The 26,967-nt window shown below is 64.4% G+C and carries 24 protein-coding genes; 17 read left to right on the top strand and 7 right to left on the bottom strand.

What is annotated here, in order from left to right:
• Positions 1 to 408: 408 nt before the first annotated feature.
• A complete protein-coding gene (lipA, locus tag AArc1_RS17700) occupies positions 409 to 1,374 on the bottom strand; it encodes a lipoyl synthase (protein WP_117365585.1) in 966 nt (321 codons plus the stop codon).
• 354 nt (positions 1,375 to 1,728) lie between these two features.
• On the opposite strand from lipA, the gene AArc1_RS17705 reads away from it, so the two are divergent.
• The 4 genes from AArc1_RS17705 to AArc1_RS17720 all read left to right on the top strand — a co-directional run bounded on the left by AArc1_RS17705 (position 1,729) and on the right by AArc1_RS17720 (position 5,708).
• On the top strand, positions 1,729 to 2,040 hold the full coding sequence (locus AArc1_RS17705) for a DUF7471 family protein (protein WP_117365967.1): 312 nt from the start codon (positions 1,729 to 1,731) through the stop codon (positions 2,038 to 2,040).
• A 52-nt stretch (positions 2,041 to 2,092) separates the two neighbouring features.
• Positions 2,093 to 2,608 (top strand): PH domain-containing protein, encoded by a 516-nt coding sequence (locus tag AArc1_RS17710; RefSeq protein WP_117365586.1) that lies wholly within the window; start codon positions 2,093 to 2,095, stop codon positions 2,606 to 2,608.
• Between the two features lie 73 nt (positions 2,609 to 2,681).
• On the top strand, positions 2,682 to 3,281 hold the full coding sequence (locus AArc1_RS17715) for a hypothetical protein (RefSeq protein WP_117365587.1): 600 nt from the start codon (positions 2,682 to 2,684) through the stop codon (positions 3,279 to 3,281).
• Between the two features lie 69 nt (positions 3,282 to 3,350).
• Positions 3,351 to 5,708, top strand: coding sequence for a DEAD/DEAH box helicase (locus AArc1_RS17720; RefSeq protein ID WP_117365588.1), 2,358 nt, complete (start codon positions 3,351 to 3,353; stop codon positions 5,706 to 5,708).
• Between the two features lie 72 nt (positions 5,709 to 5,780).
• On the opposite strand, the gene AArc1_RS17725 is transcribed toward AArc1_RS17720, so the two are convergent.
• Positions 5,781 to 6,398 (bottom strand): DJ-1/PfpI family protein, encoded by a 618-nt coding sequence (locus AArc1_RS17725; protein WP_117365589.1) that lies wholly within the window; start codon positions 6,396 to 6,398, stop codon positions 5,781 to 5,783.
• Positions 6,399 to 6,688: 290 nt separating this feature from the next.
• On the opposite strand from AArc1_RS17725, the gene AArc1_RS17730 reads away from it, so the two are divergent.
• The 4 genes from AArc1_RS17730 (at position 6,689) to AArc1_RS17745 (ending at position 10,330) form a co-directional block, all read left to right on the top strand.
• Positions 6,689 to 7,519 (top strand): hypothetical protein, encoded by an 831-nt coding sequence (locus AArc1_RS17730; RefSeq protein ID WP_117365590.1) that lies wholly within the window; start codon positions 6,689 to 6,691, stop codon positions 7,517 to 7,519.
• A gap of 62 nt (positions 7,520 to 7,581) precedes the next feature.
• Positions 7,582 to 8,571: an acetamidase/formamidase family protein gene (locus AArc1_RS17735; protein ID WP_117365591.1), complete on the top strand. Its 990-nt coding sequence runs from the start codon at positions 7,582 to 7,584 to the stop codon at positions 8,569 to 8,571.
• Between the two features lie 237 nt (positions 8,572 to 8,808).
• Complete coding sequence (locus tag AArc1_RS17740; RefSeq protein WP_117365592.1) at positions 8,809 to 9,951, top strand: bacterio-opsin activator domain-containing protein; 1,143 nt, start codon at positions 8,809 to 8,811, stop codon at positions 9,949 to 9,951.
• A gap of 46 nt (positions 9,952 to 9,997) precedes the next feature.
• Entirely contained in the window at positions 9,998 to 10,330 is a 333-nt protein-coding gene (locus tag AArc1_RS17745; RefSeq protein ID WP_117365593.1) for a HalOD1 output domain-containing protein, read from the top strand.
• A 65-nt stretch (positions 10,331 to 10,395) separates the two neighbouring features.
• Here AArc1_RS17745 and AArc1_RS17750 read toward each other — a convergent pair whose 3' ends face one another.
• Positions 10,396 to 10,917 carry an AAA family ATPase gene (locus AArc1_RS17750; RefSeq protein WP_117365594.1) on the bottom strand — a complete coding sequence of 174 codons (522 nt, stop codon included), beginning with the start codon at positions 10,915 to 10,917 and terminating at the stop codon, positions 10,396 to 10,398.
• A gap of 238 nt (positions 10,918 to 11,155) precedes the next feature.
• Between AArc1_RS17750 and AArc1_RS17755 the strand changes: the two genes are divergently transcribed.
• Both AArc1_RS17755 and AArc1_RS17760 read left to right on the top strand, forming a co-directional pair.
• Positions 11,156 to 12,205, top strand: a complete 1,050-nt coding sequence (locus AArc1_RS17755; protein ID WP_161958307.1) for a PhnD/SsuA/transferrin family substrate-binding protein — start codon at positions 11,156 to 11,158, stop codon at positions 12,203 to 12,205.
• Between the two features lie 44 nt (positions 12,206 to 12,249).
• The gene (locus tag AArc1_RS17760) at positions 12,250 to 13,047 is read left to right on the top strand and encodes an MBL fold metallo-hydrolase (RefSeq protein WP_117365596.1); all 798 of its coding nucleotides are present in this window, start codon (positions 12,250 to 12,252) and stop codon (positions 13,045 to 13,047) included.
• Between the two features lie 100 nt (positions 13,048 to 13,147).
• On the opposite strand, the gene phnE is transcribed toward AArc1_RS17760, so the two are convergent.
• Positions 13,148 to 14,092 carry a phosphonate ABC transporter, permease protein PhnE gene (phnE, locus tag AArc1_RS17765; protein WP_117365597.1) on the bottom strand — a complete coding sequence of 315 codons (945 nt, stop codon included), beginning with the start codon at positions 14,090 to 14,092 and terminating at the stop codon, positions 13,148 to 13,150.
• Positions 14,089 to 14,838 carry a phosphonate ABC transporter ATP-binding protein gene (gene phnC / locus AArc1_RS17770; RefSeq protein WP_117365598.1) on the bottom strand — a complete coding sequence of 250 codons (750 nt, stop codon included), beginning with the start codon at positions 14,836 to 14,838 and terminating at the stop codon, positions 14,089 to 14,091. The genes phnE and phnC overlap by 4 nt, the downstream gene beginning before the upstream one ends.
• A 277-nt stretch (positions 14,839 to 15,115) precedes the next feature.
• On the opposite strand from phnC, the gene AArc1_RS17775 reads away from it, so the two are divergent.
• From AArc1_RS17775 to pheT, 7 genes are all read left to right on the top strand, one after another.
• Positions 15,116 to 15,892, top strand: a complete 777-nt coding sequence (locus AArc1_RS17775; protein ID WP_117365599.1) for an endonuclease NucS domain-containing protein — start codon at positions 15,116 to 15,118, stop codon at positions 15,890 to 15,892.
• Between the two features lie 238 nt (positions 15,893 to 16,130).
• Complete coding sequence (gene endA, locus AArc1_RS17780; protein WP_117365600.1) at positions 16,131 to 17,186, top strand: tRNA-intron lyase; 1,056 nt, start codon at positions 16,131 to 16,133, stop codon at positions 17,184 to 17,186.
• Between the two features lie 81 nt (positions 17,187 to 17,267).
• Positions 17,268 to 18,461: a tubulin/FtsZ family protein gene (locus AArc1_RS17785; protein ID WP_117365601.1), complete on the top strand. Its 1,194-nt coding sequence runs from the start codon at positions 17,268 to 17,270 to the stop codon at positions 18,459 to 18,461.
• A 215-nt stretch (positions 18,462 to 18,676) separates the two neighbouring features.
• A complete protein-coding gene (locus AArc1_RS17790; protein WP_117365602.1) occupies positions 18,677 to 20,272 on the top strand; it encodes a tryptophan--tRNA ligase in 1,596 nt (531 codons plus the stop codon).
• A gap of 94 nt (positions 20,273 to 20,366) precedes the next feature.
• The gene (locus AArc1_RS17795; RefSeq protein WP_117365603.1) at positions 20,367 to 21,671 is read left to right on the top strand and encodes a hypothetical protein; all 1,305 of its coding nucleotides are present in this window, start codon (positions 20,367 to 20,369) and stop codon (positions 21,669 to 21,671) included.
• Between the two features lie 278 nt (positions 21,672 to 21,949).
• Positions 21,950 to 23,476 (top strand): phenylalanine--tRNA ligase subunit alpha, encoded by a 1,527-nt coding sequence (gene pheS / locus AArc1_RS17800; protein ID WP_117365604.1) that lies wholly within the window; start codon positions 21,950 to 21,952, stop codon positions 23,474 to 23,476.
• A complete protein-coding gene (pheT, locus tag AArc1_RS17805; RefSeq protein ID WP_117365605.1) occupies positions 23,476 to 25,188 on the top strand; it encodes a phenylalanine--tRNA ligase subunit beta in 1,713 nt (570 codons plus the stop codon). Before pheS ends, pheT begins: the two co-directional genes overlap by 1 nt.
• Positions 25,189 to 25,223: 35 nt before the next feature.
• On the opposite strand, the gene AArc1_RS17810 is transcribed toward pheT, so the two are convergent.
• Positions 25,224 to 26,030 (bottom strand): DUF7260 family protein, encoded by an 807-nt coding sequence (locus AArc1_RS17810; protein WP_117365968.1) that lies wholly within the window; start codon positions 26,028 to 26,030, stop codon positions 25,224 to 25,226.
• Positions 26,027 to 26,923 carry a DUF7551 domain-containing protein gene (locus AArc1_RS17815; protein WP_117365606.1) on the bottom strand — a complete coding sequence of 299 codons (897 nt, stop codon included), beginning with the start codon at positions 26,921 to 26,923 and terminating at the stop codon, positions 26,027 to 26,029. Before AArc1_RS17815 ends, AArc1_RS17810 begins: the two co-directional genes overlap by 4 nt.
• Positions 26,924 to 26,967: the final 44 nt, after the last annotated feature.

The raw sequence follows: 26,967 nt of genomic DNA on the forward strand, positions 1-26,967 counted from the left end.
GAAAGCGTTGCTCGTCTTTGGCGAGATAGAGGCAGTACTGGAACCAAGGCCGACGTTCGTTCCACCGTTCGTTTCGAAGACGTATCCCATCGATTCACAGACGATGACGATAGACAAGGGCGCGATCGCGTCGCAGTCCCATCCGAATCCGGAGACGACGTCCGAGACGCGACGGGCCGGTGAGCGATGCCGATTCGCGGGGGTCGGACTGGAGACCTATAGTAGCCACTGCACGTCAGTGCACACCTGCTCGCCAGACGGATCGGCGATCAGTGTGCAACTCGGTGCAGTTGTTACTATACCACGACCTCGCTTTTCGGAGTCGTATCGCGCTCGCGTTCGTGATATTGCTACGTAACGCACTAGACACTCGAGACCCGGACGAAGTGTGAGAACGAGCGCGACTCCTCACTCGGCCGTCGAAACGCCGGAGCGCTCGGCCCGCGCCTGTGTTCGAGCCTCCTCGACGCTTTTGCCCTCTCGCAACACGGCGTCGACGAACAGTTCACCGGCTTTGTACGATGAGCGCACCATCGGCCCACTGGCACAGTAGAGAAAGCCTAACTCCGCTTCGGCGACGCGACGCCAGGTCTCGTACTTGTCGGGGTGGTCGTATCGTTTCACCTCGAGGTGACTGCGCGAGGGCTGGAGGTACTGGCCGAGGGTGACGATATCGACGCCGCGTTCGCGACAGTCTGCCAGCGTCTGATAGACCTCGTGGTCGTACTCGCCATGGCCGAGCATGATCGAGGTCTTGGTGTAGATGTCCGATTCGCGATCGACCTGCTCTAAGACCGAGAGCGACTGTTCGTATCCCGCGCGGCGGTCGCGGACGGGGAACTGGAGGCGGGAAACCGTCTCGACGTTGTGTGCAATGACGTCCGGCTCGGCGTCGATGATCTTTCGCACGAGACGCTCTTCGCCCTGGAAGTCGGGAATAAGGACCTCGACGACGATTCCGGGGTGGCGCGCTTTGATCTCGCGAATGGTCTCAGCGAAGTGGCCCGCACCCTGGTCGGGCAGATCGTCGCGGTCGACGCTCGTGAGGACGACGTAATCGAGTCCGATCTCGGCGACCGCCTCGGCGACGTTCGCGGGTTCGTCGGGATCGAGTGGCTCCATTCCCCCGGTTTCGACGTCACAGAAGTTACAGCCTCGAGAGCACCGATGGCCCATCAGCATGAACGTCGCCGTGCCGCCTTCGCCCTGTCCCGTTCCGGCCCCGCCCGACCAGCACTCACCTAAGTTCGGGCAGTTTGCTTCCTCACAGACGGTGTGTAAGTCGTGTTCGCGCAGCGTCTCGCGGATGCCGGCGAACTCACGGCCCGACGGTGGTCGGGATTTTAACCAGTCGGGCTTGCGCACGCTGCTCATACGTGGAGTTATAGGCGCGCAAGGTGAAAAAGCGTCGCCATCACACACCCGGAGGGGAGGCGGGCTCGAGCGTCGTCGCCCGCCACCGTCGTGATCGATTTCGAGAACACTACCAAACCGCGTATACAGGCTCGCACGAACCAGTATTGTATGAGAGTCCACCAGCACCGACGTCTCCGTGGTCGACTCAGTTACGGAGCCACGAGAACGACCGGCTGGAGCGTCGGATAGCAACGACGGATGACGGCATCGATGGAGACTCGAGCGTTCGACGCCTGTTCGCACGCTGACCACCTCGAGGAGTCGACAGCAGTTCCGGGCTCGCTCGCCGTTGACGGCTGGCTCTCGCCGACGATGGCACCAGTGCTAATCGGAATTATCCTGCTCGCCGCGTTCGGAACGGCGATTCTCTTTTTCGCCGGAATCGTCGGCTACCACCGCCGGCGAACGATCAGACACGGGATCATCGCTATCGCGTTAGGACTGCTCGTGGCTCGGTCGCTCGTCGGTCTCGGGACCGTCTTCGGACTCGTTCCGATGGTCGCACACCACATTATCGAACACGGGTTCGACTTGCTCATCGCCGCGTTGTTGCTGTATCTGTTGTACGAACACACGGGCTCGAGCGACCCATCGTCGCGATTACGTGATCGGGGGAACCGGTAACCCGTCCGTACCCCCGGTAGCTTTACCACGACGACCGGAATAGCGGCGGCCGATGGCGTTCAGCACGACTCCGGACTGGTTCCACATCAGCGACGACGAGGAACTCGTCTGGGAGAGTCGGCCCCACCCGATCGAACTCGGCGTCGGCGTCCCCATCGCAATAGGGTTCGCGGTCGTTGCCCTCGGCGTCCTCGCCTGGGGGCTGTCCGACGGCGAGGCGATACTGTCGGTCCTGGGAGCGCTCGTCCTGGTCAGCTGTGTCGCGTTCGCCGGCGTCCGCTATCTCTTCTGGACGAACACCCGCTACGTGATCACCTCGAGCGAACTGTACAAAAAACGCGGCGTCATCTCGAGAGACGTCACCCAGTTTCGACTCGAGCGCGTCCAGAACACCAGCCTCAGCCAGACCATGCTCGGCCGGGCGCTCGGCTACGGCGATCTGACCGTCTACACCGCCGGCTCCGGCGACCCCGAACTCACTTTCGAACGTGTCCCCCGACCCGAACATGCCTCGAGCATCCTGAGCGACCAGCTCGAGGCAACGACGACGGAGGGGTCGTCCGTCTGAGCGGTCAGGTTCGGTGATAGCCGACGGCCGAAACACAAAACACATGACCCCAGCGGCCGCCGGTGTGGCTACTATGTCACAGCAGCGACCCACGTCCACCGGGGAGTCGGTATCACGTGCCTCGAGCGTCGCAGCGAGTGCAGGAGTCGGCGTCGTGGCGGCACTCATCGGCTATCTCGTCACGTACCTCTTTGCAGTGAGTGAGGTGCGGTCGGCGTTCGGAGACGACGTCGAGAGCTGGAAAGGCGTCGCGTGGTACTTCTACAACGCTCACCTGGTCGAGATCGAAGCCACCGGTGACATCGCGGGTCTCGGTGGCACGACGACTGTCGACTTAATCGCACAGTCAGACACCACGCGGGTGACGCTACTGTACGCCGTTCCGCCAGTGGTGCTGCTAGGAGCTGGTCTCTTACTCGCCTCGCACTTCGGTGCTCGCGATATCGGTGAGGGAGTCATCGTCGGCGCGCCGATCACGCTCGGCTATCTCGTCGTGCTAGCCGTCGGGGCGGTCGTCAGCGAGACGAGCACCGAAAGCGAGTTCCTCGGCATCGAGGCATCGGGATCGATGGCTCCCGAAGTGCTTCCCGCGATCTTGCTGGGTGGACTCTTGTTCCCACTCGTCTTCGCTACGACTGGCGCGATCCTCGCCGCCGTCGTGCAGTCTCGGTGACCGACACGACACACCGTCGTCGGTCCTCGAAGGAAACGCCTTTCATCACCCGCTACCCGTGTCCGAGTGATGGAGGTCGCCGAGGTTCTCCCCGACTTTGCCGATGCGTTCGCGTTCGAGGAGTTCAACCGAATGCAACGCGAGGCCGTGCCCGCGCTCCTCGAGCGTGAGGAGAACGTCGTCGCGAGCGCCCCGACCGCGTCGGGAAAGACCGCACTCGCGGAACTCGCGATCTGTAAGACGCTGGCAGACGATGGGACGGCCCTGTTTATCGCGCCACTGCGTGCGCTGACCAACGAGAAAGAAGACGACTGGGACCGCTTCGAGGAGCTTGGCTACTCGGTCTACGTCGTCACGGGCGAACGCGACCTGAATCCCCGTCGCGCCCGACGGGCGGACATCCTCGTGATGACGCCCGAGAAACTCGACTCGGCGACCCGAAAACACGACTCCCGGCGGTACGACTTCGTCACCGACGTCGACGTCTGCGTCATCGACGAGGTTCATCTCCTCGATGCGGACCGTCGAGGATCGGTCCTCGAGGTAGCCATCTCGCGGCTGCGACGGCTCTGTGCGCCGCGGGTCGTCGCGCTCTCGGCGACGATGCCCAACGTCGACGACGTGGCTGCCTGGCTCGACGCATCCGAGGAGACGACGTTCGAGTTCGACGAGGCGTACCGTCCCGTCGACTTACACGCGGGCGTAAAGACGTACACGCACGGCGAAAACTCGTTTGCGGACAAGTACCGCCGTCTCTATCGGGCACTCGATATCGCGGAGCCACACCTCAGAGACGACGGCCAGGCGCTCGTGTTCGTCTCCTCCCGACAGGACACCGTCCGCGCGGCGAAGAAAGCCAGAGACGAAATCGCCGAACGCGACGTGCCGATCGGGGTTCGCGGCGACTACGACTCACACACCGAGTTGAAAGACGCCATCGAGAACGAGACACTGTATCACTCCATGCTCGACGGCGTGGCCTTCCACCACGCCGGCCTCTCGAAGACCGACCGCGATCTAGTCGAAGAGTGGTTCAAGGCGGGCCACGTCGAACTGCTCTTTTCGACCTCGACGCTCGCCTGGGGTGTGAACCTCCCCGCTCGCTGTGTCGTCATCCGCGATACGAAAATCCACGACCCGCTCGAGGGCGAAGTCGACATGAGCCCGCTCGACGTTCTCCAGATGCTCGGGCGTGCAGGTCGGCCGGGCTACGACGACGTCGGCTACGGCTGGGTCGTCTGTGACACCGCGGAAGCGGACAAGTACCGCCGGCTGTTGACCGACGGCAAAGAGATCGAGTCCCGGCTCGCCGAGAGCTTAGAGACCCACCTCAACGCCGAGATCGCCATGGGGACGATCACCGACCTAGAGGACGTGATGGACTGGCTCGAGACGACGTTCTTCTACGTTCGCGGCCAGTCGAAGCCAGCGGAGTATGACTTTCCCAACCTCCGTGAACGCGTTCGTAACTGTCTCGAGGACTTAGTCGAGCGGGGCTTCGTCGAAACCGACGCCGACCTCTCGATCGAAGCCACTCCGCGAGGCGTACTCGCCTCGAAATACTACCTCCGTCTCGAGACGGCTGCGACGTTCGCCGACCTGGCTGACGCCGTCGCCGACGGAGCGACGCTCGAGCCCGGTGACGTCCTCGAGGCGGTCGCGACCGCCGAGGAGTTCGACTCCGTCTCGGCCCGACAGGACGAACGCGACGCCATTAGCGCGGTCCTGGTCGGCGTCGACACCGAGGCGTTAGACGCCGGTCAGCGGAAAGTTCTCGCCATCTTACGGAGTGCAGCCGACGGCAGCCCGCCCGCCGAGTTGCGAAGCGACGCCTGGGTGATCCAGCGCAACGCCTCGCGACTGCTCTCCGCACAGGGAGCGTTTCTCGATCGGCTCGCGGGCCCCCACGCTGCGAACCTCGCCCGACGGGTCGAAGCCCGCATCGAGAACGGCGTCAGCGAAGACGCCGTCGGGCTGACCGCAATCGACGGCATCGGTCCCGGTCGGGCGAGCAAGCTCTCGCGTGACGGACTGTCGACTCCCGCAGACATCGTCGAGGCTCGCGTCGCGGGACTGACCGACGCCGGTCTCTCCGAGGGGGTCGCCGAGCGCGTCTACGAGGGTGCCCAGTCGCTGCCCGCCGTCGAGATCGATTGGGGGTCGTTCCCCGAGACGATCGCCACCGGCGAAAACGACGTCTGTGAGGTGACGATCGAAAACGTCGGCGAGCCCGCCCGCGCCGGCATCCGCGTGACCGTAAACGGCGTCGAAATGACGAGTACGAGCACCTATCTGCGCGATACCGACACCGTCCCCGTCGCCGTCTTCGGCGCTGATGCCGACGAACTCGAGTTCACCGTCAGCGTCGCCTTCCCGGAGACGCCGTTAGTGCCGTTTGACTCCCGGCGTACCGTCGACGTCGAGTGAGCACACGGCTTTCGAACGGTCGGGCCCCCGGATTCAAGGCCTAAAGGCGCCCCGGATCGGCCCGAAACCGGCTCAATCGGAACTGGAGGTAAAGACCGCTCCTCGACGCTCGTGAACCATCAGCTCGGAGACATCGCTGGCGATCTCCTCGCCGAACTCGCGTTCGACGAGCCACAGGGCGAGGTCGATTCCCGACGTGACGCCACCGGCCGAGAGCACGTCGCCGTCGTCGACCACCCGCTCGTCGACCACGGTCGCGGCTGCGGCCTCGAGGTCGTCGACGGCGACGTGGTGGGTCGCCGCGGGACGGCCCTCGAGCAAGCCAGCGTGTGAGAGGATCATCGCGCCGGTACAGACCGAAGCGACGGTCGCACCGTTTTCGTAACACTCCCCGACAGCGTCCGGGAGCGCCCCGTCTTCGACGACGGCGCGGACGCCGCCGGGAGTCGTCCAGCCACCACCGGGAACGATCAACAGGTCCGGTCGACCGAGCGTTCCCTCCGGTTCGACACGAAGTCCGTGACTCGCCGTCACGAGGCCGTCCTCGTCGGTGTCGCCCTCGAGCGTGACGAGCCGGGTCTCGAGGTCGCCACCGGCCTCGGCAGCGTTCTCGAGGACCTCGAAGGGGCCAATCGCGTCGAGTTCATCGAAGCCGTCGAAGAGTACGATCTCTGCAGTCGTATCGGACATGGTCGATACTTCTGCTCGGCGGACAAACGTGTTTCCCCGGAGCGGACAGCCAGGGGACGCCTCGGCGATCCGATTCAGATACGCCCGGCTCGAGATCAGTGAGTGAGTCGTCCCCGTCTCGAGCGTTCTCAGCGCTGAAAACGTAGATAATTACGTATTAAATCAGCCCACTCACTGGTCACGGCCGGTTGACCGGTCGACAGCACCGATAGCTATCGCCACACGATGGTGCACGCTTATACCGTACGTATCTCATTTTCAGCCAGTTGAAGCGCGAGCTTCTGGATTGGATGACAACGGAAAACGATGGGGACACGGACGAATCGGTAGATCGTGCAACGGACGGCGGAACCGAAGCGGCCGGAGGAGCGACAGCGGTGGAGACACACGAGTTCGCCGACGTGCAGACGGAAGTCGACGAAGTCGAGTTCGAGGAACTGCTCGAGGACCCGGCGTACATCGATTTCCTCGAGAGCATCGGGCAGTTGACGATGCCCGATGACGACGTCACGCTGGACGAACTCGTCGAACTGCTACCGAACGATGCGGTCGTACCGGACGGGGCGGATGACGAAGCGGCAGAGTCGACAGCGACGCCGCGATCGAAGGCCGTCGACGCGATCGTCGACGCCTTAGAGAGCGACGAGGTGAGTCAGGCCCAGCGAGCAGCCCTCCGCGAAGCGTTGGGACTCGAGTCCCAGAAACGGACCGAGGTACAGCTCAATCACCTCAAGTCCCGGTTTCTCGATCTCGAAGCGTACATCGAGGCGATGGAGGACTTTTTCGACCGAAACCAGACACCGCTCGACGAACTCGAGGACCACCGGTCGGCGATCGAGTCACTCGAGGGCGAACTCGAGACGCTAAACGACCGACTCGAGAGCGTAGCGCAGCGCCTCGAACGCGTCGTCGACGATCGGGAGACGGACGGCGATCGGTTGGCCGAACTCGAAGACGTGCTCGAACAGACACGTGGGACACTCCAGCGGAACTTCACCGTGATCGAAACCGAACTGCAGACGGCCAAGCAGTGGCGGACGCGGGTGAGTGACGCAGCCCAGGCGAGCGAAAACGAGGCCGACGGTCTGGACCCGGTCGATGCGAGTTCCGACGGGGCCTGAGAGGGGCCGGTGTGCCGAGCAGGTGTGTGTTTATCTATCGTTGGATCCTCTACAGTAATCGAATGTCGAGCGAGTCGAATCCGGGAAGACGTCGAGTCGAAGCCGACGACGCGACTGTCCACAGCACCTGGAACAGGGACCTCGAGCCAGTCGAGACCGTCGAGTCCGGCGACGTCGTCGAGTTCACGTGCCGGGACGCCACCGACGGACAGATCGGTCCCGACTCGAGCGTCACCGACGTCGTCGACCTGGACGTCGGCCCCGTTCACCCGCTGACGGGCCCGATCGCGATCGACGGCGCACAGCCGGGTGACGTCCTCGAGGTCGAACTGCTCGAGGTCGAGCACCACGGCTGGGGATGGACGCTGGTCCTTCCGGGCGCGGCGGAGCTCGGTCTCCTCTCGGCGGAGTTTTCGGATCCAGCACTCCACGTCTGGGAACTCGAGGACGACGTCGGCCACTTCGTAAACGGCATCGAGGTCCCACTGAACCCATTTCCCGGCATCGTCGGCGTCGCCCCCGACGAGCCGGGCGACCACGAAACGTTTCCGCCACGAGCCGTCGGCGGCAATCTGGATATCAGGCACCTCACGGCAGGGTCGACGGTGTCTCTCCCGGTTGCAGTCGAAGACGCACTGTTTAGCATCGGTGACTGTCACGCCGCACAGGGCGACGGAGAGGTCTGTGGCTCGGCGATCGAAGCACCGATGACCGTCACCTGCCGGTTCGACGTCCGGACAGACCTGGATATCGAGTATCCTCAGTTCGAGACCACCGGGCCGTTCACGCCGACCGGCCGCGAGGGCCCCGCGTTCTGTACGTCGGGCGTCGCCGACGACCTGCAGGAAGCAGCGAAAACCGCTGTCCGAGCGATGATCGAGCACCTCCACGACGAACGCGGGTTGACGCGCGAACAGGCCTACATGCTGTGTTCGGCGGCCGTCGATCTGAAGATAAACGAGGTAGTCAACGCACCCAACTGGGTGGTTTCGGCGTACGTCCAGGAAGCGATCTTCCCCGAGGACCGTCGCCGGTCCGCACTCGAGGGATGACCCGGTCGTTGGGGAGGGACTGACTGTCTCGTCTCCTGTCCGTAGGTGGACACTTATTCGACCGGCCCATACTGGCGATATGGATCGACAGCAGCCCGAAAACCCGTCGTTCTGCCTGCAGCTCGTTCGACCGTCCGGAGGACGAGCCGGGCGGAACCACCGGGGTCGATCTCAGCGAGCCGAGCAGCTCGAGCACGTCGGGGAACAAAGACGACATCCCAGGGGAGCGAGCGTACGATGACGAACCCACAGTGGCCCGGGGCGGTCGAAACCGGCCCGAATCCCGGCCAACACGACCAAACGCGAGACAGTCACTCAGAGGAGGTTCTGGGGCGGAGCTTCTATGAGAGTCCGATCAGTACCGTCGTCGTCGACTCGACGGGCGCGATCATCCTCGCAAACGACCGGGCGACGGAGACGCTCGGGCTCTCGAGAGCGGAGATTACGAAGCGGACGTGCCACCCTGGCGAGTGGAACCTCGCCACCGAGGACGGCTCGCCGATCACGCTCGAGGAACATCCCGTCACGCGCGTCTTCGAGACGGGCGATCCCGTATACGGCTTCGAACACTGGCTCCACCGTCCGGACGGCTCCGAGCGGTGGATGACGAGCAACTATTCGCCGATACTGGACGATGCCGGGGCCGTCGACTACGTCATCGTCTCCTTCGAAGACGTGACGGCGCTCAAACACCGCGAGGAACGATTGACCAGCACCGACATGCGCCGGCTCGAGTATCGTGCCGACGAGTCGGCCGTGCCACCGTCCCTTCGAGTCGACAGCGGCGAACGCAGAATCGAGGTCGAGTCGGTCGTCTCGCTTCCGGATGGGGCGACCGTCCAGTACATGGGAACGGGGGACCTCACGGCGGGCGAGTTCATCACTGCCGTCGAAGAGGTCCCACACATCACCGACGTCCGTCTGCTCAGCACGATCGACGGCTACAGCCGCCTCGAGGCACGTGCCGAATCAGCGACCGTCTCCGAGGTGTTTCAGGCCCTGGGCGGGCATCCTCGGTCGGTCGTCATCAGCCACGACGAGGTCAGGTTCCTCGGCGAGATTCCGGGCGACGAGGATCACCGCCAGGTCGCCGACGGCATCCGGGCGTTTCACCCCGAGGCCGAACTCGTCTCCGAAGAACTCGTTTACTCGCCACACCTGTTGTACGACGTGGTCTCCGACGCGCTGACGGATCGGCAGTTGGCCACGCTCAATGCGGCGTACTTCAGCGGCTACTTCGAGTCGCCACGAACCAGTACCGGCGACGAACTGGCCGACCGATTCGGCGTGACCCGACAGACGTTCAACCAGCACCTCCGCAAAGCGCAGCAGATCGTCTTCCAGCACCTGTTCGAGAAGTCGGGCGCGGCCGCACGCTGACTAGTCAGCGTGCCCCCTTACCACGCTGTCCGCCGTGGTACTATTTATGACCGATGAGACGACACACCCCGAATCAGAGCCGTTCTGGTTACCCGCTGGCGAGACGAGTCGGCCCGTCACGGAAACCCTCCACGTGCAGTTCGACTCGGAGACCGACGATCTCGTCGTGACGATCGTCGAAGCCGTAGCAACCGTTACCGACCAGGAGACACTCGAGATGGAACCGCTGTTCGACACTATCGACGGCAGTGCGCTGAACGAACTCGTGCAGTCGGCACAGGACCGAAACCAGCCCGTCGAGGTGAGCTTTTCCTACCAGGAGTGTCGGATCACCGCCTCGAGTTCCGGAGCGGTCCTGGTCGAACCACCGGATGACTAACCGCAGTATAGTGGTCTGAAGCCGAGAGTGATTTCGAGTTCGAAAATCAGAGATAACAGATCGTCTCAAAGTCGGCTGGGTACGAGACCGAGCATCGACCGGTCGAGTTGGCGACGGGTCGCATCGAGCGAGTTCGAGTTGTCGATCACGACGTGGTCGCACTCGATCGATTCGAACGACTCCTTGACGAGGTAGTGCACCCGAAGGTCAGCGTCGCTTACTGAGTCCGTCCGGTTTTCGATCCGCGTCTCGACGACGTCCGGGTCACAGACGACGTGAACCACCTCGAACGCCGCGTTCGACTCACGAGCGACAGTTGCAGCACGATCGCGGAGCCGTTTCGTTTTGAACGTCGCGTCGAGGACGACGGCCGAACCGGCCTCGAGATCCGCTCGAGCCCGAGTGAGCAACTCGTCGTAGGTCGCGGCCGTCTCCGCGGCCGTGTACTCGGGGTCCGGGAACAGCTGCTTTCGGATCACGTCGCTGCGATAACGAACTCCCGAGAGTCGCTCTGTGAGGTGCGCCGAAGCGGCCGATTTTCCGACGCCGGGCAATCCACAACAGACGATCAACGTTGCACTGGCCACACGCTCGATTGGGCACACCCCTACAAAATCCGTCCGAAATTCGGTCGCAAACGCGAACGCAACTCGACGTTCCAGGCGAGGAGCCACAGGCGATTCTAGCGTGAGACGGGCTGGCGCGCGTCCAGTTTCGATGCCGAACCGAACGGACTGTGAAACTGGTGAGCAGCCGTCTGAGTACGTTCCACAGGGAACCTCGAGTTCGAGTCGTTTATTACGGCTCCGTCGTGTGAACTATACAATGGTCAGAAAGCGAATTCGGGCGCAAAGCGGTGTAAAAGAACGGAAAACGGCAGTTTCTCGACGACAGTTCGTTGCAGCGGGCGGAGCCACAGCGGTTGCTGGACTAGCTGGCTGTCTCGGTGACACCGATACGGACGACGACCGAGAGGAAGTCAACGTCGTATTGACGCCCGCCGAAGCCGAAGTCGACATCGAAGAGCAGTGGGCCCCGTTTTTCGACCTCATCGAAGAGGAAGCCGACGTACAGGTCAACGTCGACGTCGCAGCGAACTTCGCGGCCGTCGCAGCCGCGATCCGCGACGGACATGCCGACATCGGCGACGTCTCCCCGGAGGTCGGGATCTACACCGCAGAGCAGGGATACGCCGACATTCTCGGCACCCGATCGCAGGACGGCTCCGACCGATATTTCACGTTCATCACGACGACGCCGGAGTACGACATCGAGAGTCTCGAGGACATCGCGAACCACGACGACCCGACCGTCGGCTTCGCCGATCCGCTGTCGGGAACTGGCTCGCTCGTCCCGCTGTTGATGCTCGAGGAAGCTGGCTTCGACATCGGCGACGCCCCGCTCGGCCAGCCTGAAGACTTCGAGGCCGAGTGGTCCGATCACTCGACCGCTCGGGAGACGCTGCTCAACCGCCAGGGCGTCGTCGCTGCAGGGACCGGCGAGTTCTCCGTCATGCCCCACCTGCCAGAAGACGAGATTCCGGACGACGTAGCCGACATCTCGGGTGACTTCCAGTTCGTCGAAGACGAGAGCACGGATCTCCGCCTCGTCGCCGCCTCCGAGCCACTCCCACGGGCACCCCTGACGATCCGCAGCGACTGGGATTCGCCCGTCGCCGAGGAAGTCGAGGAGGTCATCCTCAACGCGACCGAAGACGACCTCGTCGACGAAGACTCCGAGGTGCCGCTCTGGTTCGACGGCGTCAACGAGGCCACCGTCGACGACTACGGCGAGTTCCGCGATGCGATCGAGACGCTCGGCATCGACCTGATCGACGACATCGACGACGCCGAAGACGCCGAGTCGCCCGAGTAAGCCGCGATCGAAGCGTACTTTTTCGACGCGTCGACTGGGTTGGTATGGCCCGGCTACAGCTTCTCGGTACGCAGGCGTATCCGCGCAACGGCGAGCCAGTCCATCTTCGGCTCGTCGACGGCGACGACCACCTGCTCGTCGACTGCGGCCCGAACATCGTCGAGACGTTCGACGCCCTCGAGCGGCCACTGACCAGTGTCACCGATCTGTTCGTCACACACTCCCACGCCGATCACGCCCTCGGTGTTCCGTACTTTCTGCTCGGACACTTCCTGACCCGGGCCGGCGCAGTCGCAGACGAGCCTGGCGAGGCAGTCCCGCCGCTTACGATCCGCGGACCAGAATCGGCGCTCGAAGCCGTCGACGCGTGTCTCGAGGCGGTCACACCTGGCTTCGACGCGCTGGCAGCCGACGCCTCGTGGACGCTCGAGCCGACCGAACCCGATGACGGCTTCGATGTCGGCGACGTCTCCGTTACTTCCCTCCCCGCCGATCACGTCGTGCCGACGCAGGGACTCCTGTTCGACGGCGAGCGTCGGATCGCCTACACCGGCGATACGACCCGATCAAAGGCGCTCGTGGACGCCGTCGACCGTGCGGACGTCGTAATCCACGAGTCGATGTATCTCGAGTCCGAGGCCGACCTGGCCCGAGAGTTGAAACATGGGACGGCCCGCGAAGCCGGCCGGTTTGCAGCCGACGTCGGGGCGGACGAACTCTACCTCGTCCACGTCTCCGACCAGTACGGCGACGAGCACCGAGTGCGATTTCTCGAAGAAGCAGGCGAGGCGTTCAACGGCGAGGTCATCCTTCCGGATCGGTTCGACGAACTGTCGGTCTAGGGATTCTCGAGTCGGGACGTCACGACCGCTTTCGGACGTGAAACGTTGTGCGACGAGAAGCGACGCAAGGGGGAGAGCGAGGGGAGTCAGGTGGCGTCCGTTACTTGAAGACCGATTCGGCCATCCGGCGTGGGAAGCCGACGATCAGCCCGAAGAAACTCTGCTGGTCGGCGTCCGACCCGCGGATGTACGCCCGCGTTCGGGTGCTGATCATCTCGACGGAGATGATGAGGATGAAGACGACCACGAGCGTCGCCATCATCTCGGTGTAGTTGAACATCCCCTGCTGGGTGATGAGCACGTAGCCGAGGCCGCCAGCGCCGATCAGACCGAGGGTGACGGCGATCCGGACGTTGATCTCGAGGACGTACAGCGTCCAGGCGATAAACGGCGTCACTACCTGGCCCAGCATGCCGAAGACGATGGTCTGGGCGTGGCCCGCGCCGGTCGAGTCGATCGCCTCCATCGGACCGTCGTCGATCTCCTCGAGTTCTTCGGTGAACAGCCGCCCGAGATTACCGATCGTGTCGGTCGCGATCGCCAGCGTGCCGGTAAACGGCGAGATCCCGCCCAGCGGCACGTAGATGAGCGCCCAGACGAGAGCGGGGATCGAACGGATCATGCTCATCAGCCCGCGGAAGATGAAGTTGAAGGGGAACGGGAGCACGCGTTCGTTCCCGAGGACGCTAAACAGGAGCGCCAGCGGGAGTCCGATAATCGTCCCGGCGATCCCCATCGAAAGGGTGGTTATCGCATGTCCGAACAGTCCCTCCGACTGAATAAACGCCCAGTACTGTGCGACATCGAGGAACGGGATCGCGCCGAAGTAGGTCGTGATCGGGAAGAAGTCCCTGGCGGCATCTGCGAACTGCTCTCTGTGAGCGAGCACTTCGGCGATCGAGAAGCCGACGACCGCCGTCGATCGGTAGAAGACGATAGCGAGGACGACGAGACCGACGAATCCGATCCCCCACCGGATTCGACGCGACCGTTGGAGTCGCTTGAGCGTCCGGTCGACGTCGTTTTCCGAGGGCTCGAGGCTCATGCCTTGGCCCCCGTTCTGATGGCCTCGGTTTCGATGTCGCCGTAAATCTCGTCGATGACGTCGGTGGTCAGATCGTCTATGTAGCCGTCGAAGACGAGTTCACCGTCACGCATTCCGAGAAACCGCTCGCCGAACTGCCGCGAGAGGTTGACCTGGTGCAGACTGGCCATCGTCGTGAGGTTTCGCTCCGCCGCTGCCGTCTTGATGTACCCCATCACCGACTCGGCCGAGCCAGGATCTAGGCTCGCAACTGGCTCGTCGGCGAGCAACAGTTGCGGTTTCTGGACCAGCGCACGAGCGATCCCGACGCGCTGTTGCTGGCCACCGCTCATGTGGTCGACGCGCTGGCTCGCTTCCTCGAGCAGCCCGACGGTCTCGAGGGCGCGAAGGGCCTCGCGCTTGTCCGCCGAATCGTACATTCTAAAGAGGCTCTTGAGAAACGACGTTCGGTTGAGTGCCCCCGTCAGCGCGTTGTCGTAGGCGCTCAACTGATCGATCACGTAGTGTTGCTGAAACACCATCCCGACGTCGTTTCGCCGCCCCGAGACAGTGTCACCCCCGATCGACACCGACCCGGACGTCGGCGTCGTTAATCCGTTCAAAATACGCAACAAGGTCGATTTGCCAGCACCAGACTGGCCGAGGATCACGACGAACTCGCCTTCGTCGATCTCGAACGAGACGTCTTTGAGGGCGTGAATGTCTCCGTAGCGTTTTGTGACGTTCTCGGCGACGATATAACCCATATGCTGTTCTACCGTACCGTCTCAACCGGCCAGTGAAGTATTTACTGTTTTGTGGCCGTATTCGCGCTTTAACAGGCTCAAAAGTGATGGAAACCGTCAAATCGACGAATGAATTTCAGTAGGAAAACGGATGGGTACGTTCGACACACGAGCGTCATTTTTCGACCGGATGCACGAAGGTGTCGAATACTCCAGATAGTCACTGCTCGGTGTCAGACCGAATAGAGACCGTTCCGACGGACGCGGGTTTAAGTACGATACCGCGGCCAAGGGTGGCATGATCGACGACGCGATCCGTGTGCTGGCGGGAGACTGTACCGTCATCGCCGAAGGCACCGAACGCGAGGAGTACCGCGGCCGGGTCACGACTATCGTCAAACCCGACAATACCGTCCTCGTCCACGACGTCGACGGCTACCAGCCCGTCGCCTGGCTCACCCGGGCCGACAGCGTCTCGAGCGACCGGGCGAACGACTTCACGCTCGTCGCGAAAAAGGACACCCAGACGCTCCGGATCGCCGCCCACGACCAGGACGGCTTCGCCCACTACCCGAGTTCAGCGGCAGGACCGCCCGTCGGCACCTGTCCGGACTGTGACGGCGCGCTCGTCCGCTCGAGCGACGTTCACTGCGTCGGTTGTGGCACTCGCTACGGCGTCCCAAGAGACGCGACGATTCAGGCCGACGGGAGCCGCTGTGAGTGTGGGCTCTCGCGGATGCGCGTCGAGCGCGGCCTCGCGTTCGACGTCTGTCTCGACCGGAACTGTGAATCCCTCGACGAGGCTGTCGCCGAGGCGTTCGACCGCGAGTGGGACTGTCCCGAAGCCGACTGTGACGGCGACCTCCGGATCCTCCGCCGAGGCGGGCTGATCGCCGGCTGCGAGCGCTACCCCGACTGTGACACCGGTTTTGCGATCCCCGCTGGCGTGATCGACGGCGAGTGTGGCTGTGGACTCCCCACGTTCGACACCCACACCGGCAGCCGTTGTCTCGACGCCACGTGCGAACGCGTGCTCGAGCGCCGACTCGAGGCCGAACCCGCGAGCGACGATTGACGATGGCCACGATGGCAACGGCGACGACCGACGAGCCATCTACGGTGTCGATCACCCGCCGGGCTACGTCCGGGCGACCGGACACCAAGCGACAACCGTCCAATCAGCCGGTGCGGGTGGAAATAAAAGGGAAGCGGCTTTCGAGGTGTAGTTCGTAACGTGATCGGTACGCTCGACGACTACTGCGACGAGCGAGGGATTCGCAGCCCATTAGTGGTCGACAGCCGAGAGTCCGAGTATGACACTCGAGGGGCGATTCGACGAGGCGGCGGGCGTCATCCGCGTGGGGGCCGACGCACGCCAGCGATACCACGATTCACGGGGCTACGGCTATCCGCTCACCGGCAACGAAATCGCGCTGGCACCCGTCGAGGCGGCCCACCTCCTCTTTCGGGGCGACCTCGAGGCGGTCATCGACGACGGCGGCGAACGACTCGACTTTCGGTCGTTCGTCGCCCGCGAACCCGGCGATGACTTCGGGGTTCGGTTTCTGGTGTACGCCGACCTGCGCTCGCGGGGGTTCTACCTCTCACCAGCCGCAGAGCCCTGGGTCACCGACCCGCCCGAAGCCGACTTCGCCGTCTTCCCGCGCGGGAAGGGGCCACGCGACGGCGAGGTCGAGTACGCCCTGCAGGTCGTCGGCGAGCGAACCGACGTCAACGCGACCGATCTCGAGGCCGGCGTCCTCGCGGTCGTCGACGAGGAAAGCGAGATCACGTACTTCGAGGTGAGCCGACGAGCGCCCGACGGGACGACGGACGCACCGCTTCCCGAAAACTGTGGCGCGGATCTGCTCGCCGACCGCGTCGTCGTCTGGGAGCCGCCGCTGTCGCTGTACGAGGAGGCGTTTTTCGGTCAGCCGCTCGAGGGCCGGGAGTACGACCGGCCGACGCTCCAGTGTTCGCTGCTCGAGGCGACGTATCTCGCCGAGCGAGGGGCACTGGAGCTCGATCCCGACGCGGTCCGCGACCGCGGTCGAGAAGTCGAAGGCGAACGGTTCGACCGCAGACTGGCAGTCTATACGGCGCTTCGCGAGCGCGACGTCGTTCCGAAGACGGGCTACAAGTTCGGGGCCGACTTCCGCACCTATGCGAACGTCGAGACGGTCGACGAACTCGATCACTCCGAACTGCTGGTGCGGGTCCACCCCACGACGTCAGTTTTCGAGCCGCGAGACCTCGCACTCGACGTTCGATTGGCCCACGGCGTCCGCAAGACGATGGTGTTCGCGCTCGTCGACGACGCTGCCGACGGTGACATCGAGTGGTGGTCGATCGAACGGTTGACACCCTGAGGCAGCTCTCGACGTTCGTTTGACGCACCCAGCCGTCTCCGGGCGGAACGCTGAAACCCCCCGACTGCAGATAGGTCACGTATGCAACTCGAGGTGATCGGCGTCGGTGGCGCAGGGTGTCGGATCGCCGATTCGATCGCGGCGGCTGATTCGACCGGGCGATCGTTCGTCGGCGACGCGTTCGCATTCGACGTCGACAGCGACGAGGTGACGGCACTGTCGGAGGTTCCGGTCGCGAACCGGCATCGATACGGCCAGACCATCGACGGCGGGCTCGAGGGTGATCTCCAGCGTGGGTTTTCGGTCGGCGACGCACACGTCGACGAACTCAGCCGCCAGCTCGACCGCGGCCAGCCGTCGGTCGCAGACGCCTTCCTCGTCTGTCTCGGTCTCGGCGGGGCGACCGGCGGGGGGACGGCTCCCGCACTCGTCGCGAACCTCAAAACCCTGTACGACGCGCCCGTTTACGTCCTCACGACGCTGCCAGCCAAGCGTGAACTCGAGGTGCCGACTGACGACGGCGACGACCCGAGCCGCCGGCCGACGCAGGCAGACCCACATCCACGACCCGACGGCGAACACCGGCCGCTCGCCGAGGAGAACGCGGTCCGCACGCTCGAGCGTCTCGAGGGGCGTGCCGACGCCGTCATCTGTTTCGACAACGAGGCGTGGCTCCGCGCCGGAGAGTCCCTCTCGGAAGCACGGGGCCGGCTCAACCGCGAGTTCGCAACCCGTGTGGCGGCCGTTTTCGCCGCGACGGCCGGCGCGAACGACGAACAGGTCGACGCCGAGAGCGTCGTCGACGCGAACGACGTCGCCCGGATCTTCGGCAGCCGGACGGACGTCATCACGCTCGGCTACGGGACACAAGACGTCGAGACCGACGACGGCGGCTCACTGCTCGGACTGGGGCTGTTCACCTCGAAAGAAAGCGTCGATACGAGTGCCGCAGTTAGCGCCGTCGAGACGACCATCAGCAAAGCCCTGCGCGGCCGGCTCACCCTCGAATGCGAACCCAGCGGCGCCGACCGGGCACTGTTGCTCGTCGGCGGGCCACCGGCGTGGCTGAACCGTCAGGCGATCGCCGACGGCCGATCCTTGCTCGAGACGACCACCGGTTCCGCCGAAATCTTAAGCGGCGACGTTCCCCGGCCCGACGGTGACGGGGTGTTCGCCATCGTCGCGCTCGCAGGTGTCGGGCCGGCGAGTCGCCTCGAACAGTTGCGTTCGGAGACGCGTCCGTTCGAACGCGATCGAGCGGGAGAAGACCAATAGCGACGCGGCTATAGCGCCGGTCTGACCCCGGTTACGATTACGCCGCTGGATCGGCCTCGAGCACCGAGCCGTCGATGCGTCGTTCGTGGCCAAACACGCTGGTTTTCATACCGGAGCGTCGCTCGGAGCGGATGTGACTCTACCCGTGTGCCCTGCGCCTCGAAACCGGGGCGAAGCCGAAGGCTTTTGCGCGCTGGCGCGCCAACTCGGAGCTAATGACCGGAGACGATCGGCTCGAGGAGTCCGAGTCAGGGGAACCGATGACCGGGGAACCGGTGACGGATGGCGGGACAGCAGGCGCTGATGACGTCGCCCTGGACCCGTGGGGCTCTTCGACCGTCTCCGACTACCGCAAACTGTTCGAGCAGTTCGGCATCGAGGAAGTCGACGAGGTGCTCGAGGACGTTCCCAATCCGCACTACCTGATGCGCCGGGGAGTCATCTTCGGCCACCGCGACTACCGGCCCGTCGCCGACGCACTGTCCGAGGGCGAGGACGCGGCCGTGCTCTCGGGCTTTATGCCCACCGGCGACCCCCACATCGGCCACAAGCTCGTCTTCGACGAGATCATCTGGCACCAACAACAGGGTGCCGACGCCTACGGCCTGATCGCCGACCTCGAGGCGAACTCGGCTCGCGGGATGAGCTGGGCGGAGATCGACGAGCACGCCCGCAGCTACCTGCTGTCGCTGCTCGCGCTCGGCTTCGACCCCGAGGCGGGCACTCTCTACCGGCAGTCGACGAACCGCGAGGTGCAAGATCTGGCGTTCGATCTCGGCGCAGAGGCGAACTTCTCGGAATTCCAGGCGATCTACGGCTTCGACGGCGAGACCAGCGTCTCGCACATGCAGTCGGTCGTCACCCAGATGGCCGACATCCTCTATCCACAACTCGAGGAGCCAAAGCCGACCGTCATCCCCGTCGGCCCCGACCAGGACCCCCACGTCCGGCTGGCGCGGGATCTGGCCGAACGGACGCGCTACTTCAAGGTGAGCGAGGCGTACGCGAGCTTCGAACTCACCGACGACGAACGCGACCTCGTCGCCGACTGCTACGAGCGACTCGAGCCCGCCGAGTTCGACGACGACCAGCTACGCTGTGTCCACGTCGCCGACGCGCTCGAGGAGACGCCGCTGTCCGACCTCGAGGTCGACGCCGCGACGCTCGAGTCGGTGCTGACGAAGCTCCGTGAGGCGGGAATGGAACCGGTCCGCCCACGAACCCGATTCTCCGACCGACGGGCCACCGACGAGGCGTTCGAGGCGCTGATCGACGCCGTCGAGGGCGAAAAACGCGTCTACGAGAGCCACGTCGACGCCTTCGACCTCGAGGTCGCCGACGCCGAGAAACTCGCCCGCGAGATCGAACTCGAGAACGGCGGCCACGGCTTCCGGCCGCCGTCGTCGATCTACCATCGGTTTATGACCGGCCTCACCGGCGGGAAGATGTCCTCGTCGGACCCTGCAAGCCACATCTCGCTGCTCGACGACCCTGAAGACGGCTACGACAAGGTGAAATCGGCGACGACCGGCGGCCGCGAGACCGCCGAGGAGCAACGCGAGAAAGGCGGGCGTGCGGACGAGTGTCCCGTCTACGAGCTGTACGCCTACCTGCTGGCCGGCGACGACGACGAGTTCGCAAAGCGCGTCTACGACGAGTGCGTCGGCGGCGAGCGCCTCTGTGGCGACTGCAAGGAACAGGCCGCCCAGCTCATGAAAGAGTTCCTGGGGGACCACCAGGAAAAGCGCGAGGAGGCCGCCGAACTGCTCGAAGACCTCGATCTCGACCTCGAGTCGCCACGTCGACGGTAGTCGAAATCGGGGGATGTTCTCCGGCGACCTGACCGACCCGTCAGTCCGGCGTCTGACAAACGTATAAACGGCCGATGGTAAAACCACTCACACGATGGCCCGCCCTCCACGCGACGCGGACGACCTGCTGGTTCCGGCCGACGTCCTCGGCTCGTTCGGCGTAACCCCGGCGGATCTCAGACGGACTGCGGGCACAGACGACGCGCTCGAGACGGTGTTGGCGGATGTCCTCGACGATGGGCAACACCCCACGGCTGTGCTCCGGCGAACGATCGCCCGGAGCGACCGCGGACTCAGCTGTTCGGCACGATACCCGGAGGTGGCGCTCGAGGTCGAACTCGAGGCCGTCTTCGAGTCGATCGGCTGGTCGGTCGACCTGAGCCACGGCTCGAGCCCACGCCGAGTCGGAGATCGGCTGGTACTCGAGGCTGCCGACCCCCAGGGACGACGCCGCGAGGCGACGATTACCTACCCCGAGACGCCGCTCGGGACCGACAACCTGCCCGCCGTCCTCGATGGGATCAACACCTCGTTGCTGACCGGCACGGACGCCCAGTTCGTGCTCCTCTCCTCTGGCGTCGATCGCTGGCAGGCCGCGCTGGTCGACGGGGCCGAACTCGAGCGGCTGTGTGAGCGCTATGGGCCTCGGGTCCACGTGGATGGAACGCCGCTGTTGCCCGAACACACCCTCGAGGCCTACGGCTCCGAGAGCGCGACGACCGACGCTGACGACGGTCCGTGGCCGTCGTGGGCAGGCGCTCGAGAACGACCGGGAAATCCGTCGACGACATCCGACTCACTCATCGAGGAGGCCGAAACCGAGCCGAAACGAGCACGCGAGGACGTCGAACGGTTCATCGAAGAGGCCGAGACTGACGACGGGAACGAAGCGGGCTCGAGTGACGGCTCGCCGGGCGCTGAAACCGACGGGTTCGAACTCCTGGGCTCGCCGTCGGTCTCACGGGTTGCCGACGACGAGTCGGGGACAGAGGCGACGGACGAACCGCCCGCAACCCGGCTGGAAGACGACGCGACGCGGGAGTCAACGAGCGACGAGGACTCGAGCGACGGGTTCGGCACGCTCTCCGGGTCGGCCAGTGCGACGCGTGTCTCGAACGAGTCGTTCGGCAGCGACGTCGAGTGGGAACGCGAGGACGACCGCTACCTGGCCCTCGGGGCCGCACTCGGTGCTGGTGGTCGGGTAACCGTCGAAGGACTGCTCGAGGATGACGACTTCCTGCCCGAACTCCCGGCTGTCGAACCCGATGAGACGCGCATCGCATTCGACGATCCCTTCGACCCGGCAGCACTCTCGGAGGCGAAAGCCGCCGCCGAACAGTCGGGGTTCGTCTGGGTCGATTCCGGCGCACTCGAGACGACGCGGGTCTCGAACGGCTGAGTCCGGGCCACTCACGGGGCGTGACAGCGTCCCGCAAAGCTTTTGCTCGCGCCCTGCCGTCGCTCGAGTATGGTGTCCGAATCCCACACGGACCGCGTCGTCAGCCAGCCACAGCGAGCACGACCGGGATTCGGCTTTTTTGGTATCGAGTGAGCCGGACGGCGGACCCGTAGTCGCCCACACCGGGTGTCTGTGGCGAAACCGTCCACTCGAGTCGCTCGAGTCCGTCGAGCATCGGAACCGCTAACTGACCGCCCGAACGCCTACCACACAAGCGAATGCAACTGAAAGAATCACAGGTCGCGGTCCTCGAGGCCGCAAGCGCGGACGAGGCGACGTCCGTCGACGCCCTCGCCGCGGCGACCGACCTCCCGCCGGAGACCGTCACCGGGGCGGCCTTCGAACTCGAGGAGGCGGACCTGGTCGCCGTTTCCGAACGCGTCGACGAAACGATCACGCTCACCGACGAAGGGCGTGCATACGCGACGGACCGACTGCCCGAGGTTCGGCTGTACGAGACCGCCCTCGAGGCTGGTGCCGACGAAGCGCCAGCCCAGATGGGCCGAGTCATCGGGCAGTCGGGACTCGAAGGACCGCAGGTCGACATCGCGCTGTCGAACTACGCCCGGAAGGGCTACGGCGCGATCGACAGCGGCGAGATCACGGCCAATCCCGACGCCGACCCATCCGTCGACGCGGAGGCGAACGCACTCGAAGTGCTCCCTTCGGACGAGGAAACAGCCGTCGAACGTGTCGACATCGACGGGAAAACGCTCGAGGGGCTCGAGCGGCGCGGACTGGCCGACCGCCGGGAGTCGACCGTCCGCGAGGTGACCCTGACCGAAGCGGGCGTCACGGCACTCATGGAGGGCGTCGAGACCGCCGAAACCGTCGGCCAGGTGACGCCCGACCTCCTGACCGGTGGCGACTGGGAAGACGTGGAGTTCGCCGAGTACAACGTCGAGGCCGACGCAGAGCGATTCGATGGCGGCAACGTCCACATCCTCCGCCAGACCGCAGAACGCGTCAAAGACGTCCTCGTCGGCATGGGCTTTCAGGAGATGGAAGGGCCACACGTCGACGCGGACTTCTGGATCAACGACTGTCTGTTCATGCCTCAGGACCACCCCGCGCGCACCCACTGGGACCGGTTCGCCCTCGAGGCACCGACCCACATCGACGACCTCCCGGCACAGCTCGTCGCAGACGTCGAGCGGGCCCACCGCGAGGGCGTCGGTGCGGACGGCGAAGGGTACCGCTCGCCGTGGGACGAAGACTTCGCGCGGGCGCTCGCGCTTCGCGGACACACGACCTCGCTGTCGGCGCGCTATCTGGCAGGCCACGAGATCGGCGAGATCGACCCTCCGGCGCGGTATTTCAGCGTCGAGAAAGTGTACCGCAACGACACGCTCGATCCGACCCACTTACTCGAGTTCTTCCAGATCGAAGGCTGGGTGATGGCCGAGGACCTCTCGGTTCGCGACCTGATGGGCACCTTCGAGGAGTTTTACGCCCAGTTCGGGATTACGGACATCGAGTTCAAACCCCACTACAACCCCTACACCGAGCCCTCGTTCGAACTGTTCGGCACCCACCCGACGACGGGCGAACTGGTCGAGATCGGCAACTCGGGTATCTTCCGCGAGGAGATGTTAGAACCGCTCGGCGTCGACTGTGACGTGATGGCGTGGGGGCTCGCGCTCGAGCGCCTGCTCATGTTGATGTACGGCTTCGAGGACATCCGGGACATCCACGGGACCCTGTGTGACCTCGAACTGCTGCGGAACACGGAGGTGACCTACTGATGCCCACAGTCGATATCGATCCCGACGAACTGCGTGAACTGACCGGCGCCGAAGAGAAGGGCGACGAGGAACTCAAGGAGGACCTGTTCGGCCTCGGCCTCGAGTTCGAGGGGCTGACCGACGAGGGCGAATTCGAACTCGAGTTCGCACCCGACCGTCTGGATCGACTCTCGGTCGAGGGCGTCGCTCGCTCGCTTCGCTACCACTACGGCGATTCTCGCGGGGTGCACGTCCCCTCGACGAACGATCCAGACTGGACCATCGTCGTCGACGAGTCGGTACCAGACGAGCGGCCGTACGTTACTGGCGCGGTGATCCGCGACGTGAATCTGGACGACGAGAGCCTCGACTCGCTCATCCAGTTACAGGAGAAACTGCACGCGACGATGGGCCGCAAGCGGGCGAAGGGCGCGATCGGGATTCACGATTTGACGATGCTCAAAGGCTCTCCCATCACCGAAGACACCCCGACGATCGAGTACGTCGGCGTCGAACCAGACGGCGACACCTTCGTTCCGCTTGACTCGAACGACGAACTGACGCCGGCGGACGTGCTCGAGGAGCACCCCACTGGACGAACCTACGCCGACCTCGTGAGCGAGTACGACCGGTATCCGGCGATCTACGACGACCTCGGACTGTTCTCGTTCCCGCCGGTCATCAATGGCAAGCGAACGGAGGTCACGACCGGCTCTCGAGAGCTGTTCGTCGAGATGACCGGCACCGACCAGTGGACGATCGACAAGATGTGCAACATCGTCTGTTACGCACTCGCGGCTCGTGGGGCAACCATCGAGCAAGTTCGGGTCGAGTACGCAGACGACGAGATCGTCCGCCCCGATCTCTCGACGAAGACCAAGACGGTCGCCCACGACCGCATCGAAACCATCCTGGGTATCGAACTCGCGCCCGAGGAAGTGATCGATCTCGCCGAGCGGTCCGGCCTGGAAGCCGAGAAGACCGAAAGCGAGGCAGGCGACCTCGTCTACGACGTCACGATCCCACCCTATCGCGTCGACGTGCTTCACCCGCTCGACGTCATCGACGACCTCGGCCGCGCGTACGGCTTCAACGACCTGGAGCCGAAGTACCCCGACGTCGGCACCGTCGGCGGCCGCCACGAACGCTCCCGGCTCGAGCGGTCCGTACGCGAGCAACTCGTCGGCCTGGGCTTCGAGGACCTGCTGAACTTCCACATGATCAACGAGGCTGAGAACTTCGATCGGCTCGGGATTACGCCCGAAGACGACGTCTTCGGTGCTGGCGACCCACCAACGATCAACGGCCCCTACAGCGAGGACTATACCATGCTCCGGACGTGGGTCACACCCTCGCTGTTGATGGTACTCGAGCGCAACACTCACCGCGCGTATCCACAGGACCTCGCGGAGATCGGCTTCACCGCCGCGCTCGACGATGCCGAGACCACCGGCGTCGACGAGCGCCGCCGCGTGGGTGCCGTCCTCGCGAGCCACGAAGTCGGCTACGAGGATGCGAAAGCCCGTCTGCAGGCACTCTGTCGTCGATTCGACGTCGACCTCGAGACGCCGCCGACGGACCACCCGACCTACATTCCGGGTCGAACGGCGAGCGTCGTCATCGACGGCGAAGCCGTCGGCGTCATCGGCGAAATCCACCCGAAGGTGCTAGTGGAACACGACCTCGAGGTTCCCGTCGCCGGCTTCGAGTTCGACCTCGCCGCGTTGCAGTAGTACCGCGACCTGGTGGCTACTCCCCGTTCGTTCTCTTAGACCCGCCTCGTCAGGTGGTCCCGCACGGCCCGCTGGCACGCTGCACAGACTCCCTCGAGCCGAAGCGTCGTCGACAACACCGGGTACGACGACGGGAACTCACTGTAAAGATACTCGGTGACCGAGCGCTGGCGGACGCCGGCGCTGGCGTGGTGTGAGGCGGTCCGCTGAAGGGTCAACTGGCGGTCAGCGAGCAACGCTCGGCATCGCTCGCGATGCTCGGTGAGAGTCTCGTGACGCGTTCGGAGGGCGTCGAAATCCAGGTTCAGCAGCGGTGTCTCGTCCGCTCGCGCGAGCCAGTCCGTGATCGATTCGACCGTCAACGCGGCCGACTCGAGCGAGTCGGCTTCGCGGGCGACGGCCTGTTGAAAGGCCAGACACCTGTCTCTGCGATCACTCGTTGCAGCGAGCGTCGCTCGCTTTACCGTCGGGGAAAACTGACTGTCCGTGGCCGGAGAGAGAGCCACGGCAACGTCGGTGCCGAACTCCTCGGCGATCGTCTCGAGGAGGGGCTCCGGTTCTTCGAGATCGGCAACGCTGTAGGGATAGATCGTGTCGGCGAACAGGTCACGAACCTGCTCACATCGGTCGGACGGCTGATCGGTCCGCCATCGCGACCGACCTGCGAGAACGACTCCGCCGTCCGGACGCCGGGGTGTCGCCGCCGAGTTCGACGGCGAACTGACCGACAGTTCACGGACGCCGCTGGCGAATCGGTCGATCGCCGTCAGGTAGCCCTCGAGGTGTTCCCGTTCGTCCGCGACGCGATCGATCGACTCGTGAACCGGCGTTCGAACGGTCACGGCACACACCCCGACGTCGCGTAAACGAGTCCGCTTGCGGCCGACGGCTCCGTCGGAGAGACGACGACCTGCCACGTTCCCCGGGGTCGATCGTCGAGACGTTCGACAGCAGCAATCGCCAGTCCGTCACGAGGTCGCCACCGAAGTAACTCGAGGGCAAACGGCAGTGTCACGAGTCGGTCCGCCGAGCGGCCGAACGCGTACTCCTCGAGTGTGACCGTCCACGGCCCCGTGGTTGGATCCGTCGCCGTCGGTTCGACAGAGAAAGCCGTCAGCACCGTCACGGTCTGGAGTCGCAACAGTGTCGACTCGATCGGTACCTCGTTCGACCGGCGTGGTGGCAGTCGCGTCGCGGCCGACTGGAGGAGTTCGAGTTGTGCTGTGGGCTCGAGTGCAGCGTCGAGTTCGGTCGCCATGCTCTCGACGAGTGTGAGACAGAGTTCGTCCGGGTGGGTCGTCGATTCGGCGACGTCGAAGTAGGTGTCCATGATCGCACGCTCGACGTCGGCGTGGCTGGACGCCGCGACGGCTTCGAAGACTGCACCGGCGACCGTGTGGCAGAAGTCGATCATCGACGGCTCCGTATGCAAACGCTCCTCGGTTGGACGAGCCGTCCCAGAACCGTCGAAGCTACCAGATCCGACGCCATCGAACGGACGCTGGCAGACGATCACGTCGTAGTACGGAACCTGTGGATCGTACTGCCGGAGCGCGGCCCGGTACTGTTCGGTCGCTCGCGCGGCCGCACGGGCAATTGCCCGCGTCTCGAACGTGAGGCCCACCGCAGGGACGGGACGGTCGCCCGTTCGAGCGCAGACGAGGCTGTACTCACCCGAATCGCTCGCGAGCGATTCGACGTACCGCCGGATATCGTCGAGTGTCGTGCCGACCATTTTAGGTTGCCCTAAAACCTCGAGCGTGATAAATTTCTAGGCGT

The organism is Natrarchaeobaculum sulfurireducens (assembly GCF_003430825.1).
In the GTDB taxonomy this organism is placed as follows: domain Archaea; phylum Halobacteriota; class Halobacteria; order Halobacteriales; family Natrialbaceae; genus Natrarchaeobaculum; species Natrarchaeobaculum sulfurireducens.

What these genes read in the sequence shown, in the direction of transcription:
- AArc1_RS17795 (WP_117365603.1), top strand. Translation starts at nt 20,367, where the DNA reads ATGGCCCGCCCTCCACGCGACGCGGACGACCTGCTGGTTCCGGCCGAC.
- AArc1_RS17735 (WP_117365591.1), top strand. Translation starts at nt 7,582, where the DNA reads ATGTCGAGCGAGTCGAATCCGGGAAGACGTCGAGTCGAAGCCGACGAC.
- AArc1_RS17790 (WP_117365602.1), top strand. Translation starts at nt 18,677, where the DNA reads ATGACCGGAGACGATCGGCTCGAGGAGTCCGAGTCAGGGGAACCGATG.
- AArc1_RS17785 (WP_117365601.1), top strand. Translation starts at nt 17,268, where the DNA reads ATGCAACTCGAGGTGATCGGCGTCGGTGGCGCAGGGTGTCGGATCGCC.
- AArc1_RS17730 (WP_117365590.1), top strand. Translation starts at nt 6,689, where the DNA reads ATGACAACGGAAAACGATGGGGACACGGACGAATCGGTAGATCGTGCA.
- AArc1_RS17745 (WP_117365593.1), top strand. Translation starts at nt 9,998, where the DNA reads ATGACCGATGAGACGACACACCCCGAATCAGAGCCGTTCTGGTTACCC.
- AArc1_RS17775 (WP_117365599.1), top strand. Translation starts at nt 15,116, where the DNA reads ATGATCGACGACGCGATCCGTGTGCTGGCGGGAGACTGTACCGTCATC.
- AArc1_RS17715 (WP_117365587.1), top strand. Translation starts at nt 2,682, where the DNA reads ATGTCACAGCAGCGACCCACGTCCACCGGGGAGTCGGTATCACGTGCC.
- phnC (WP_117365598.1), bottom strand. Translation starts at nt 14,838, where the DNA reads ATGGGTTATATCGTCGCCGAGAACGTCACAAAACGCTACGGAGACATT.
- phnE (WP_117365597.1), bottom strand. Translation starts at nt 14,092, where the DNA reads ATGAGCCTCGAGCCCTCGGAAAACGACGTCGACCGGACGCTCAAGCGA.
- AArc1_RS17760 (WP_117365596.1), top strand. Translation starts at nt 12,250, where the DNA reads ATGGCCCGGCTACAGCTTCTCGGTACGCAGGCGTATCCGCGCAACGGC.
- AArc1_RS17705 (WP_117365967.1), top strand. Translation starts at nt 1,729, where the DNA reads ATGGCACCAGTGCTAATCGGAATTATCCTGCTCGCCGCGTTCGGAACG.
- AArc1_RS17740 (WP_117365592.1), top strand. Translation starts at nt 8,809, where the DNA reads ATGACGAACCCACAGTGGCCCGGGGCGGTCGAAACCGGCCCGAATCCC.
- AArc1_RS17815 (WP_117365606.1), bottom strand. Translation starts at nt 26,923, where the DNA reads ATGGTCGGCACGACACTCGACGATATCCGGCGGTACGTCGAATCGCTC.
- AArc1_RS17710 (WP_117365586.1), top strand. Translation starts at nt 2,093, where the DNA reads ATGGCGTTCAGCACGACTCCGGACTGGTTCCACATCAGCGACGACGAG.
- AArc1_RS17755 (WP_161958307.1), top strand. Translation starts at nt 11,156, where the DNA reads ATGGTCAGAAAGCGAATTCGGGCGCAAAGCGGTGTAAAAGAACGGAAA.
- endA (WP_117365600.1), top strand. Translation starts at nt 16,131, where the DNA reads ATGACACTCGAGGGGCGATTCGACGAGGCGGCGGGCGTCATCCGCGTG.
- pheT (WP_117365605.1), top strand. Translation starts at nt 23,476, where the DNA reads ATGCCCACAGTCGATATCGATCCCGACGAACTGCGTGAACTGACCGGC.
- AArc1_RS17720 (WP_117365588.1), top strand. Translation starts at nt 3,351, where the DNA reads ATGGAGGTCGCCGAGGTTCTCCCCGACTTTGCCGATGCGTTCGCGTTC.
- pheS (WP_117365604.1), top strand. Translation starts at nt 21,950, where the DNA reads ATGCAACTGAAAGAATCACAGGTCGCGGTCCTCGAGGCCGCAAGCGCG.
- lipA (WP_117365585.1), bottom strand. Translation starts at nt 1,374, where the DNA reads ATGAGCAGCGTGCGCAAGCCCGACTGGTTAAAATCCCGACCACCGTCG.
- AArc1_RS17725 (WP_117365589.1), bottom strand. Translation starts at nt 6,398, where the DNA reads ATGTCCGATACGACTGCAGAGATCGTACTCTTCGACGGCTTCGATGAA.